This is a genomic window from Sphingobacterium phlebotomi, from assembly GCF_008180195.1.
In the GTDB taxonomy this organism is placed as follows: Bacteria; Bacteroidota; Bacteroidia; order Sphingobacteriales; family Sphingobacteriaceae; genus Sphingobacterium; species Sphingobacterium phlebotomi.
On the sequence record NZ_VTAV01000008.1, the window covers coordinates 137,645 to 151,827 of the forward strand.

At 43.5% G+C, this 14,183-nt stretch carries 8 protein-coding genes; all 8 read right to left on the reverse strand.

Annotated features, from left to right (window positions below; translation table 11 throughout):
* Positions 1 to 25: 25 nt before the first annotated feature.
* Positions 26 to 1,486: a RagB/SusD family nutrient uptake outer membrane protein gene (locus FXV77_RS12800; protein WP_246162458.1), complete on the reverse strand. Its 1,461-nt coding sequence runs from the start codon at positions 1,484 to 1,486 to the stop codon at positions 26 to 28.
* Between the two features lie 23 nt (positions 1,487 to 1,509).
* Positions 1,510 to 4,764, reverse strand: coding sequence for a SusC/RagA family TonB-linked outer membrane protein (locus FXV77_RS12805; RefSeq protein ID WP_222867789.1), 3,255 nt, complete (start codon positions 4,762 to 4,764; stop codon positions 1,510 to 1,512).
* A gap of 129 nt (positions 4,765 to 4,893) precedes the next feature.
* The gene (locus FXV77_RS12810) at positions 4,894 to 6,603 is read right to left on the reverse strand and encodes a hypothetical protein (RefSeq protein ID WP_148919618.1); all 1,710 of its coding nucleotides are present in this window, start codon (positions 6,601 to 6,603) and stop codon (positions 4,894 to 4,896) included.
* Positions 6,604 to 6,609: 6 nt separating this feature from the next.
* The gene (locus FXV77_RS12815; protein ID WP_187444124.1) at positions 6,610 to 7,947 is read right to left on the reverse strand and encodes a sialidase family protein; all 1,338 of its coding nucleotides are present in this window, start codon (positions 7,945 to 7,947) and stop codon (positions 6,610 to 6,612) included.
* Between the two features lie 5 nt (positions 7,948 to 7,952).
* Positions 7,953 to 9,608, reverse strand: coding sequence for an IPT/TIG domain-containing protein (locus FXV77_RS12820; RefSeq protein WP_148919620.1), 1,656 nt, complete (start codon positions 9,606 to 9,608; stop codon positions 7,953 to 7,955).
* A 26-nt stretch (positions 9,609 to 9,634) separates the two neighbouring features.
* The gene (locus tag FXV77_RS12825) at positions 9,635 to 11,017 is read right to left on the reverse strand and encodes a DUF4998 domain-containing protein (protein ID WP_148919621.1); all 1,383 of its coding nucleotides are present in this window, start codon (positions 11,015 to 11,017) and stop codon (positions 9,635 to 9,637) included.
* 13 nt (positions 11,018 to 11,030) lie between these two features.
* Positions 11,031 to 12,206: a DUF5000 domain-containing lipoprotein gene (locus FXV77_RS12830; RefSeq protein WP_148919622.1), complete on the reverse strand. Its 1,176-nt coding sequence runs from the start codon at positions 12,204 to 12,206 to the stop codon at positions 11,031 to 11,033.
* A 35-nt stretch (positions 12,207 to 12,241) separates the two neighbouring features.
* Positions 12,242 to 14,170 (reverse strand): RagB/SusD family nutrient uptake outer membrane protein, encoded by a 1,929-nt coding sequence (locus FXV77_RS12835; protein WP_148919623.1) that lies wholly within the window; start codon positions 14,168 to 14,170, stop codon positions 12,242 to 12,244.
* Between the last annotated feature and the right edge of the window lie 13 nt (positions 14,171 to 14,183).

The window sequence follows — 14,183 nt, forward strand, 5'->3', positions numbered from 1 at the left end:
CAATATTTATGCTATTCAATAGGTATTAATACCCACTAGTTTGTTCAACCAACGGTTCCAAACTTAATACTTGTTCCGAGATCGGGAAATATTCCAAGTGTTTCTGGTTAGCCCTTCCTTCTAAGGTAGGCACTAATTCAAATGCTTTATTGAAACGAACCAAATCCCACCAGCGTTTACCCTCAAACATCAATTCCAATAAACGTTCTTGCAGTATAGCTTGATCGTTCTGTACATTGCTGCCATTTACAAATTTATTGGCTTCATAAGCAGCCCCGTAGGCTCTTTGTCGCACCAAGTTCATTTCTGTGGAAGGATCTTGGCCCAATCCATTTTTCGCTTCCGCTTTCATCAACAATACATCCGCATAACGGTAGATCACAAAATCACTTGTGAAATAACGCACGCCAGAAATTAATGTTCCTCTGCCTTTTATGATTAAGGTCGGATAGAATCCAGGCGCTGGCATATCCAATACCGAAGCTGCTTTTCTTAAATCTCCATCTTTGAATTGATTCTTAGCCAAATCTGTTACCGTCCAAACCATACCACCTGAAGTTTGGCCAATGATCTCATTGGTCGTTGGATCTATCTCATTTGGCAACCGGGAAGAATATAGATTTGCGAAGTAATTATTCCCAATTTCAAATTCCTTATTCCCAATAGCCATTATCACTTCATTGTTATTCTTATTTCCATATTCGAATAGATCAGCATAGTTAGGTAACAGGGAAACATCTGCCTTAGCTACTTCATCACAAGCTGTAAGCGCTGTTTGGAAGTCCGCATTTCCACCACTTAACCGCTTGGCAGTCCATAAGTATACATCAGCCTTCAATGCCTGGACACCTGCTTTAGACCAGTAGTTTCTACTTTTGATAAAACTGTAGCTGGAAAACAGCGCATTCGCTTTTTCCAAATCATCTTTGATAAGTGTGAAAACTTGTTCTTGAGATGATCTGGCCTTTTGGATTACATCCGGTTCTGCACCTTCTACCGGTTCTGTACGGATAGGCACTTCTCCCCAGGTTTTTACCAGCACAAAGTAAAGGAATGCGCGGGAAACATAGGCTTGTGCTAAAAGATCATTTTTGTTCGCCTCGTTAGCAAACGAAATATTCGGAACATACTTTAAAATCAAATTTGCATCATTGATAGCCGAATAAACAGCTTGCCAGGAAGGACCAGCAGAAACGCTACTCAACGTATTTAGGTAATAACGATCGTAATCCAGGGTTCCACTCACTTTCCCCCATTCCATCACCTCACTGCGCGCCTCGCCCCAGATGAATAAATTTAAACTTGCCAGACTACGTTGCTTGACATATAAACTTGTTAATCCACCTCTTGCATCATCTTCCGTTTTCCAGAAGGATTCATTGGTGATCACACTCGTAGGATCTAATTCTAAAGATGTATTACAGGCTGTTTGAAAAGAAAGTAAAGCTGCTAATAAACCTAATTTTATGATTGATTTTTTCATCATCTTGTTTGCTTTATATGTATTCATTAAAATGCTGCTTTCAGTCCAACGGAGAAATTACGAGGGATAGGATAACGACCTTGATCGGTACCTCCATCCTCTGGATTCAGACCTGTATATGTTGTGAAATAGTACAGATTGCTACCTGTCACATTCACACGCACATTTTTTAGTTTAAAACGTTCAGTCCATGCGGAAGGAACTTGATAGGCAATGGTCACTTCACGCAGGGTCAGGAAATCCCCTTTCTCGTAGAACGCAGAGTTGGTGGAAGATAAGTGATAAGCACTCCCTCTCCAGTAACTGTAATTCGCTGTTCCAGGTATATATTGCGGGCGCTCAGCCATATCTCCATCTTGCTTCCATCCCCTATCAATCATTTCCTGCGGAATATTTAAGTTTGGAGCCCACAGCCCACTTCGGAAGATTTTCGCATAGTTATAGATCGTATGCCCTTTCGTGTAATCCATACGCGCATAAAGAGAGAGTCCTTTATAAGTTAGGGAAGTAGAGAAACCTCCTGTTACCGTTGGATAAGGGTTTCCCAGATAGGCTAAATCTCGTGTATCCAAGGTATCATTACGATCTAAATCCGCGTAGTTTACATCGCCTCCATACTTGGTCTTGTCGGCAAAAGGCATGGTTAAATCCATTGGTGCATTTGCAGCTTCGGCATCGGTACGATAGATACCATCTTGTTGCCAACCATAGAAGTCCCCTATACGGCCACCCTCTTGCAATCCACCCATCCAAGCATAACCGTTTGAAGCATTATCCCATACATACACACCACCTACACGGTTATTCAATACGCCGTTGTCAGGTAATTTTAAGATCTTGGTTTTGGTTGTCGATATATTGAAACCAACATTCCAGCCTAATGCAGAAGTTCTTGGTAAGACATCCGCATTCAATTCCAATTCAATACCCTTATTTTGAAGACTTCCCAAATTGGTTGAAATGCTAGAAAATCCGGTTGATGGAGGTAACGTCAAGTTTGTGATTAGGTCATCTGTTCTTCTATTGTAGTAATCGAATAAGATGTTGAACCTATTATCCATAAAACCTAAATCTACCCCGAAATCTAACGTTTTGGATTGTTCCCACTTCAAGTTAGGGTTAGCCAAAACGGTATTCTGTACCGCAGATTCGTCCAGATAACGACTCCCTACAGCATAAGATCCCTGCGCGTGGAAATCTGATAATCCCGAAATATTACCATTCACACCGTAACTAGCCCTTAATTTTAAAGTCGATAAGTAAGGTTGTGCATTCGCAAAGAAATCTTCCTTATGCATATTCCATCCTACGGAAACTCCGGGAAAAAAACCCCAACGGTAGTTGGCACCTAGGTTAGATGCCCCATCATATCTTGCCGTTAGGGAAAGCAAGTACTTTTGCGCATAATTATAGTTTAAGCGAGAGAAATACCCTACCATAGCAAATATGGTTTCATTTCCATTTACGGAAACAGGTGTAGAAGATGCGTTCAAAGTAGGGATCAAATCCGTTGCTGCTCCTTGTCCGGATGCATTAAAGCCATATATATATCTTTGGAAGTAAGAGAAACCTCCCATAGCGTCGAAAGTATGGTTTCCATAGCTTTTTGTATAATTAGCAATTAGATCCGCTTGGGTCTGCATATTTTTATTGTAGGCAGATGATGCCGGTCGGGTTGTATTGACATTACCAACGCCATTCAAGTAAGCATGGGTAAACACATAATTATCACCCGTTACTTTGTACAGGGAAACCTGGGGAGAAACTGTTAATCCTTCAATTGGCTTCCAATCTGCAGAAAGTGCTAATGTTAAATTCTCCGTAGCCGCTTTATTGTCTCTTTTATTCAAATAATAAACCGGATTACCGGTGTTCCGAGCTTGTCCTGGAGCTAACGTACCGTCTTCAAAAGTGTACTTGGCGGTTGGCGCTAGGTTAGCTGCTCTAAAGAATAGCTCCGAATCGCTATAAACAACATTATTGGTCGAATAACTGTACATCATCTTGCCATTCACCGTCAATTTATCGTTAACCTTTAAGTCCGAATTCAGGTTTGCTGAAATACGGTCGTAGAAAGTTGTAATGGCGATACCATCGCTCTTCATGTAACCAATGCTCGCATTTACGGTAGCCCGATCGGTACCGCCAGATACCGCCAGGTGGTGATCATGGGATAAACTATTTTGGAATAAGACATCCTGCCAATTGGTTTCTTGGAAGATAATCGTTTTACTGGGATCGGTCGGATCCTCCATCGATTGCCATCCCTCATTCAATTTATGCTTATTTGCATCCGTTAAATATTGTGTTGTAAAACCGGTATTATTGGTCAAGTCATTACCTGTACCAAAACCACTTGGTTGTGTTAACAGATTGATGGAGCCCGGCACTTTACGCTCCGCTACCTGCGCACCGACTCGAGAGTAATAAATATAATCTCTAGCAGAAGCCACATCATACAATTTGCCTACGTTAGAAGATGTCAAATTATACGAATATTCAACTTTAGTCCGGTTCGCATCGCCAGATTTGGTGGTGATGATGACAACCCCGTTTGATCCTCTAGCTCCATAAATGGACGTGGAGGCTGCATCTTTTAATACTTGCATGGAAGCAATATCATCCGCATTAATATCGTTCATGTTGGAACGGATAACACCATCGATGATATACAAAGGACTAGCACCGTTCGGATTGTTAATGGATGTACCACCTCGAATAATTACCCGTGGTGCAGCACCCGGTTGCCCTGAGGTGCTTTGAACCCGAACCCCCGATACTGTTCCCTGTAAAGCTGATGCCGGATTGGCAAAAGAAACATTCTCCAGCACCTTTTCGTCCATTTTGGAAATAGCTGTTGTTAAGGTTTCTCTGGATTGCGTACCATAACCTACGACCAATACTTCCTCAATATTGGTATCATCATTTTCAAGGGAGATAGCTGCAAGTGTAGCACTAGATGCAGGCACTTCGATGGTTTTCTTTCCGATGGCGCTAATGACCAACATACTTTGGTTCGAGTTTACCGCTAAGCTAAAGGTTCCATCTTTTCCGGTAGATGTTCCGTTTTGGGTTCCTTTCTCTGTAATCGTCACACTTGATACCGGGTTTTTATCCTGATCTACTACCTTCCCCGTAACCGTTGTTTGTGCATACGACAGGAAACTGGAACACACAAAAAATAATAGTAATGCTATCCGATTTAGATACATACTACAACTTATGGTATCCTCTTTATTGGACGATGATTTGCTTAATTTCAATTGTATATTTCTAATCATAATTGTAAGGGAGCTGATTATAAGTATTATTACATTACCAAATTTAGGCCTAAACCGCTCCTCAATTCTACTACTTTTATGTAGATTACCGATACAATATTTCAATTAAAAAAGCTCGATATCGTATTTTTATTGCTTCAGTTTAAATGTCGTGATCGTAGCCAACGAAATGATGGCTTCATTGTCCTTATCAAGATTACTTTTAGCCGTAGGCCTTCGTTTGTCCTGTATCCAGGATATTATTCTTGTTTGCAAGCGTGCTTCCACAACATGGCCCGTTAACCTATCTACAAACTGTTCTCTTTTGAACAATATTTTGCCACCTCGTTCATTTAGATAATGATAATTAGATCCTCCTACACGCTGCGTCTCCTCCTTTGGAAGGAGGTCTTCTATTTTAATATCCCAATCCGAAAGCCAAGCCTCTCCCGACGACACAAGATAGCGATATGACTTTCCCATATGCACGGTGTCTTTCGCATAAAGAATATCAACATCGACGGTTTTCACACTGGGTAAATCGGTTGCACGTAAGGCTGGCACACGCACACTTTCTAGCGATTGCCAGCTGTCACCAGGTTGCAAACCATCAACAGGCAACAATGCTGAAATGATCGGCAAATCTGGCGACAACCATTGCGCATACCAGCCTTCGGCATGGACATCAGAAACTTTACCTTGCTTACTAATCATCATGGAAATAGATTGTTTTTTCCTATCCGAAGTCGGTTGATCAAACCATCTGAAATCCTGCACATCAATATCGGTATGAAAAGCATTTAAAACGGTATCTCTCTCTGCGGTTATTTTCAAATCCGCAGAAGCTTCGAAATAGGGCATGTCGGTGGTCGGTCTGGGCGAAAACATCCGGTATTTTGGATGAGCGATTTTGGACAGCGAATTTGCACCCGGAACAGCTTGTAGCCCCGTCACCGTAACTTCATAATGAAGCGGTTTATCTCGTTCATAGACAGCTGGACGGATATCCCTGTCCGGCTTCATATAGCGAAACAACTGCTGCAATATCTTTCCGTTGTCCGCCCACGGCCGGGATATATTTCCCGTCCAAGATCCTGCATCACCAACCAGTATTACCTTTCCTTTACCCGGGCGAACCAACACGATACCAGGCCCAGATACAGAACGATCCGTGTACGTACTGTCCGAGTAGACATCCAATAAAACTTCTGGATTTTTAGCTTCCGGCAATATGTTAAGGGTACATCCTGCGCCATAATGAAATACCGGAACATCATAGAAATAGGGATGTCCTGTCGGTATGACATTGTCTGAATAATGGGTATCGTCATTGTTCCATGCTAAACCAAACTTTCGCAGCAACTTTTTAACCTGGTTGGTTTCAAAAGATTCACTAAAACGATCCTCTACCATCGCATTCAACATCAGCATCAAACTTCCTCCTTCCTCCACGAACTTTTCTAACACAGAAATTTCTTGATCGCTGATCACTTTAGCGCCAGCTATTAAGTCCGGGTTATCTGCCGCAAAAATTACCACGCCATCAAAACCTTTCAAAAGCTGCTCACTATATGGAGACCGGCCCATGGAAATCGAATACTCTTTGGAAAGGATAGTGTAAGCATGATCGAGTGTATTGGTATGCACGAAATCATTCCAGCCATACCGGCCATCCGAATCCAACCAACTCCCTGTAACGATATGATTTCCTACCTTGGTAGAGGGCAAGTTATGATGATAATAGTCAAACAGCAGCTTTATATCCTTGTCGTCATTATAATTGATGGTTCCGGCCTGTTGTGCAAAGAGACAGCAATAGTTCAGTAGAACTAAAATTCCTATAACAAAAAGTCTATTCATAATTATCTACAACGGTTTAACAGTTATTTCACGGACTTTAATAGCTTTCCGGATCTCTCCGTTGGAGGTCTGATATTGAAAATCCGAATAAATCAGCAAAAACTTATCTTTTCCTGTCTGCAATAGCTCAGGATAGCCACAAGTTAGCGTATTTCCATCCACTCCTTCTAGCCAGGGCAACATTTCAAAGGGATCGGACCATTCCTCTCCTTCTTCATCCAACGCGACACGTATCTGTAAACCCGGTCTGCCAGCGGCCAACACTAAGGCTCCATTATCCAATTGTTTTAATTTGGGCAAGACTCCGGCTTTGGTAAAGGCAGTAGGTTTATTCCAACTTTTCCCTTGGTCAGTTGATCGGCTATAATACATCGGGCTATTACCCAAACCGTCGGTTGTCCGTATCACGGACAGATACGAACCATCCTGCAAGATCTCAAAAGCCGGCTCCGTCCATCCCAATGCATGCCTCTGTCCTCCTTTGGGATCTTTAATCGGATCATAGTGATAAGGGATACGCCCAATGAATGACCAACTTCTCCCGCCATCCTGCGATCGGTAAAAAGCGACGTCCGAAGGCGGTACCGTTCCGTTTACAAATGTAAAGCCGGGATATACGCCTGCGACGATAGAACCATCTTTCTCTAGCTTCATATCACCCCACCACACGATCGGCAGTAAATCGTTGTCGGAATACCGAACCATATTCGGTTCGTTGATATCATTATGCTCTACTATCCATTCACTACGCTCCTTTGTTCGCCTCTGTATGTATACACCCTGCAGTTCCTTAGGTAGATCTTCCATTTTCCAAAACCTAAATGTACGTCCGTAAGCTTCCTTAACCGTAGCGATAGGCTCGGGTAGATGCAAGTCTTTCCTAGGCATAGCCGGTGGGGTATGAATATTGATATATTCACCATTCTTTAAGGCCAGTCCCCCTCCTATTGGCGGTTTATCCGCCTGCGTCCAGGTTTTGCCGTTGTCTTTTGAAACGGCGTATCCATGTCCTCCTTTTCCATAGCTTTCGGCATCATCATGTGCCATATTCCATCGGGCAACAATTTCTCCTTGATCTGACATATATAATCCGGGGAACTGAAAGAAGCCCCATTTGTAGGGTTTATCCGCAACAGCGACCACGATAGGTTCTCCAAAATCTATTTTGAAACGGTTCTTTCCATCTTTCTGATAAACATATTCAGTTTTACCGTACGCCGGGATCCCCTCCTTTAACGATGCCCCGTCAAAATCTATCCGATGATCCTGTACGTTGACAACGGCTTGTTGCGTACTACACCCCACCAATAAAAAGAACAATCCGTAAACACTTTTCCTATTCATATTTTTCATAAACGTTTCACCGTTACCTTCCTTACTTTGATTGCTTTACGTCTTTCACCTTCAGGCGTCCGGTGCCAGAAATCCGAATACACGACCAAAAAGCTATTGTCATCTACTTTCAGAAACTGCGTGTATCCACACGAAAACACTTCATTGGGTACCCATGGTAGCATCTCGAAAGGTTCAGACCAGTCGTCGGTATTATTATTCAGCATAAAACGCAACTGTACACCCGGCCTGCCAGAGGCTAATGCGACAATACCATTATCCAGTTCCAAAAGTCTTGGCAATACACCCGCACCTGTAAATACCTTCGGTTTCGACCAGTTTATTCCCCTGTTCGTGGAGGTGCTTACATACATCGGGCTTTCACCAAAACCATCTTGCGTACGTAATACCGACAAAAACGTACCATTCTGCAGTGCGATAAATGCAGGCTCGGTCCATCCAAATGCGTTACGCTTATTGCCGTTAGGGTCTAACATCAGGTCAGGTTGGTATGGAATGTTCCCTTGCTTAGTCCATGTTAAGCCAAAATCTGTCGATTTATAAAACGTTACACCGGATGCATCTATCCCTCCACCTGGTTTCGTTTCGAAAGTCGGGTATGTCCCTCTGTATATTCCGTCAGACAATTCTTCCATATCACCCCACCATACTACTGGAAAAAGATTGCCATCCGCGTAGCGTGCTAAATTTGGATGTACCAACGTGCCGCGTTCAGCAACCCAGGAAGTCTGCCCTTTCTTGATCCGGGCTTGGTATGTACCTTGCAACTGCAAAGGCAATTCATCGTAGTTGTAAATTCGAAAAATGCGGTCATAGTTCGACCCATCCTGTAAGGTGGCCAAAGGTGCAGGAAGCTCAAGGTCTGCTAAGGGAGTGGCTGTAGGGGTTGTTATCGTAATACGATCGCCGTTACTTAATACTATCCCTCCGCCGGTAGGAGCTCTTTCCGCACGTGTCCATGTTGCTCCTTCGTCGCTGGATACCGCATTATTACCAGTCGTCGCCTGTCCATAACTCTCTGCATTGTCGTGACTCATGCTCCAGCTGATAGACATTTGACCCGACACTGCGCGTCGTATACTGGGAAAATTGAAAAACCCCCACGGCAATTCCCGATCTGCCACAGCGACAATAACCGGTTCACTCAATTCTACTTCTAACAATTGGTGCCCGTTACGGATATATTTCACCACCTGTTCGTTGTAAGCAGGTATACCGGCTCTAATAGCCGCTATATTGGGACTTTTATTTTCTGTCCATTCTAAGGTATCTTTTTCTGCTACGACAAGCTCTCCTATTTTTCGCACACGGAATGACTTTATGTTAGAGGTATGCCCCCCTACTAAGACAGATACATTGATCTTTGCCCCCTCAGCCAACTCCGGAACTTTCACCGAAATAACACCATCAGATAGATCCAATACTTCGCCCATGATCTCTCCAAATTTTACCTGTACACCTTCAGGACTGCTGCCAAACCCATTTCCCTGTATTTTTACAGTCGCCCCCGATGCCGCCACATTCGGTAATATCAAATTAACCGATAGCGCATTCCCTTCACCGTTTGTATCCGGCTCTTCTGCTTTCTTCGCGCATGATGTCGCATCCAAAAGGACGAACATACATAGCAAGTTCAATAAAATAGTTTTCATCTGTATAATTTTTTTTTCAATTTATTCTACGGTCTACTAAAGCCATGCAATACCGCCAGATGATTGCCTTTTATATCCTCAATCGTCAGATTAGTACCACTACCCAGTACCTTTTTCAGATCATAGGCGGCTACTAACCCGGGTGTTTCCGCGGTAACCCGAACGGACAACATATCCCCTATGATCTCTTCCGGACTGAGCGTCTTTTTATAGAAACGCAATCGCGCTATCTCACCAGTGAAAGCCTGTCCAACACCACCTGTCGACGATGATTTATGCCCCCCGACAGATAGATCAGCGATATTGGTCGTTGACAACACCGTAGCAGGGAGCGCTCTTGAACCCAAAAGCACGCCATCCTTATACACGAACATTTGTTTGTTTACTATATCAAAAACTGCGGCGATATGCGTCCATGTATTTACAGAAATAGAGGGCATATTTATGGCCTGAGTAGCCCCCTGATAGACCAAATCTGGATAAATATTTCCCGTGCTTCCTAAAAATGCTAATCCATAACCCGTATTTCCATATTCTCCATAGCCAGGGGCGTTGGTAGCGGTATAACGTTTTGCGAAAATCCGCTGCGTCGCGGCAATAGTGGGCGTCCGCGCCCAACATGTCACCGTCATTGCCTCTCCGGCAGCGATATCAAAGTCAGCATGATGAGGAATAAGCATATATTGGCTGGTCGTACCATTAAATACCAACCCTTCTATGGCTTCAGAGAATTCCAAATCGCTGTACGCCGTATAAAATGTATCCAGCGCATTCTGAACAGGAACATACCCTGTTCTATACTTTAGATTCCCATCGAACCTGTTGAGATAGACTATAGATCTTTCTTCTATGGGAAGTTCTATCACGCGGGTATCACCGTCTGCCCCGTCATATTCAAGCTCAATCTTAACCGCTCCCTCAAAAACACTTTTCCAGGTGATATCAAGCTGATTGGAAGATTCGACGTATGTAGCTACATCGACCAATCGATTATTTATACTCTCCCGATAATTATCCCCGTATACCCTACTGGAGAGTTCAGTAGCCAGTGATTTGTTCTTACCGTCTGCGGTGGTGGTTACCAGCTCAAATGTCAGGAAGTCTTCAGGAAGATCAGGCAATTGTATTTTTAGTTCTTGACCGACACTATTGTCCGGAATGGTATATACGACAGAGTCCGTTCTTGATCGCCAATACACCGTCATCGCCTTGGCCTTTGAATCATTATTCACAAACACGAGTTCTGCCCTTTTATTCCCCGGATAGACCTTGACTTCATTTATTCTGGACAAGTAGGTTGTTTCTCCTCTTTGCAGGTATTCGTCATGGAAGTCATTCATCCTGTCACAAGAAAAAAACAACGGAAGGATCAACGAAATCCTGAAAATATATTTAATAGTATTTTTCATATCTTGTTATATTTTAGTCCTGAACTTCTCCCCAAAAGGTCATCTCCATCACTTGTGTATTTTGGGATCCGCCCCATGTATCGAGCACATACCAACGTATATATTGTACAGGTGGAAGACCCCGCGGAAAGTTCCATTCTTCTCCATTGTAATGTCCATAATTTCGATCATCATCCGTTAAGACACCTAAAGGTTCGCCTGAGGGTTTAAACGAATCAAACTCGCCCAACAATATCCATGTACCAAAATTCTCATTTACATTCGGAGAAATGGATCCCCATAACTGAAACTTCTTAGGATGTGCAAAGTTGTAGAGCAAATTAGGCTCTAGCCTGTTGTTAATTTTGAAACGACTGAGCTTGGCCACTTGCCCCATATTGAAGGTATTGTCGTGTGTATAGCTGGCATATCCTCCTGATCCGGGTGCAATTGTACCATTCCACAGGTTTTCTATCGCCCACTCGCCGGCCTGATAAGCATTGTACGGTATTCCCGGTGGATTCCAACGGGTAAACTTCGATTTGTCCAACTGTTCTTCAAACATCGGCGTCGCACTTACATACAGCGTATCCGACAAATTATCCCAGCGATCCCTAAAATATAACCCGAAAATGCGCTCTTCAGGACTGAACCCCCTTACATTCGCACTTCCCTCTACGGCACCCGAGTAAAATCGATCAGCTTCCGACCACTCTTCTACGCCATACTCCGCTGTAGTCGTCATCACAGTCAACACCACCTCCGATTCGTGTGGATTCTCCCATTCGATGTGTATACCTCCAAAATCATCGATGACGGTCACTCCTTCGATGAGATCAAATACCGGTGCGTCTAAAGGTTGGATATCGACTGTTACAGGCGTAGAGGCATTATCGCTCTTGTCATACGCGATGAGTTCAATTTGCTGGGCTTGAGATTTTCCGAAGCCATCCAATGTTATTTTCCGATTAAAGACGGATGATTTTTGCTCTTTCGTCTGACCGTTGATTGTGTACACCGCTTTGACGTAGGAAAAATCTTCATCAGTCGGTATGGTATAGTGGATAACACTTCCGCCCGGGATATTCTCCACTGAAGCTCCCGACACTGGTCCCGGTGGAACATCGTCCATCGCATACTGGCCGATATAATCTTCTCCACATCCCCAAACTAGGAGCAGTAAGATCAGATATAATATATTTTTTTTCATCGTTATATCGTATTATATGATTTCTATTTTCCTATTTACCATCCTGGATTCTGCAGCAGGTTTGTATTCCGTAGCATCTCATCCTGCATAATTGGCCACAATATATCCCGTAATGTATACTGACTGCGGTTGTGTGTAATTACCTGATAAAATTCCTGCGGTGTTTCACCTGCTATATTCCACCCCCGAACAGGTTGGTTCATATACTGGATTGATTTCTTCCACCTTCGCAGATCCCAAAAGCGTTGCCCTTCAAAGGCTAGTTCAATATTCCGTTCCTGATGGATAATCTCCCTCATTCCTTCTTTTGTAGTTGGCTTTTGTGGAAACCTAGAGTGCTGCGTCCAAGAGTCCACAACACCACTTAGACCGGCCCGTTGCCGAATAAGATCGATATAGTGGTATACATTTGCGTCAGGTGACGACAAACTTTCGTTGAGTGCCTCTGCACGGAGTAAATACAAATCTGCCAGACGAAACAATGGGAAATCGAAACGCATACCGACATACGCATCCTTACCTGTATAGGCCGATCGATAATTCGACAGCTTTTTGATATAATAACCTGTGGTCGAATAACGCTGGTTACCGATCATCCCTCCGGTCATGGATTTGGCTCTGAGATTCAAAGGCCATTGTGCATTCTCATCTGTTCTTCCTAAACCAAACCACCAACCGCCATCGACACCCAAGGAACCGTAAAACCGAGGCTCTCGGTTCAGGTGCAAACCGATCGTACGGTAGCCCGGTTGCATATATGCTTCCTGATCTGCCGGAACAAACGTCAAGGTCATACGATCGTCATAGGCATAATCCACATCCTCTTCTATCGGCACCCCATTGTTCGAATAAAACAATTCGGCCATCTTCAGTGTGGGTATAAACCACTGGTACACTATATTTTGATGATCAGCGTGCAGTCGGGGTATCGTGCGCAATTCCAATCCAAGATCTTGGAGATTTGGGCTACTGCTGTTAAAATCGGATAAACTCCAGATCCGTTCCTCATTGAATTTATCAGCTATAATCTGCCCAACCTGTATGACGCCGAGTGTCTCATTACTGACATTAAAAGTCGTCTGATGATGATATAATCTAATCCCGGCCTCATGTGCAATATCAATAGCTTCTTGGGCCGCCTCAGCAGCTAATATCCACTTATTGGGATCTTCGACCGGATTAAACAGCACTATTCCACGCTTGTCGATCATATTTGCATAATCCTGATTACCGTTGAAAAACGGACTCGCTGCCGTAACCAATACTTTGGTCTTAATCGCTGCCGCAACCGGTCTGGTGATACGACCTGCATCGGACACCGAATTATCCACTTCCAAATCCAAATTTGGTATGGCTTCGTCCAATAACTGTACGATGTACGCCACGACCTCATCTATGGGCTCCCTATAGACCATTAATTCTTCTGAAGGAGCGGTGGCCGGTATATTTTCCCTTGCAATGGGAATGGGTCCATATAGTTGCATGAGATAGAAATGATAGTAGGCTTTCAACGTCTTTACCTCAGCAATCCATTTTTCTCGCTCGAAACTGTCCAGATCCCGTGCTTTGTGTACATTGGCAATAAATGTATTACAATCCCGAATAGCTTTCCATAGCGCAGACCCACCTTCAATATTATGCCAATAACTATACAACGGCCTCGTCACATTATTTCCATTAATCGCCAATTCTCGGTAGTATTGTCTCCAACGTTCTTGGGCACCACCATCAATAAACTGGTGAATCCAAAGATCATCACCGGCGGCAAAGCCGGGATCATAACGTGTTCCATTTCGGGGAATTTGATTATAACAAGTCGCTAATGCCCTTTGGGCACTCACCCTGTCCTTATAAGCATCGTCCATTGTGGCTATATTATCCGGGACAACATCCAGATATTTTTGGCAACCATACAACGAAATACTTACGATAATGGTTAAAACTATTTTTATTAATGATCTCATAACTGACACATAA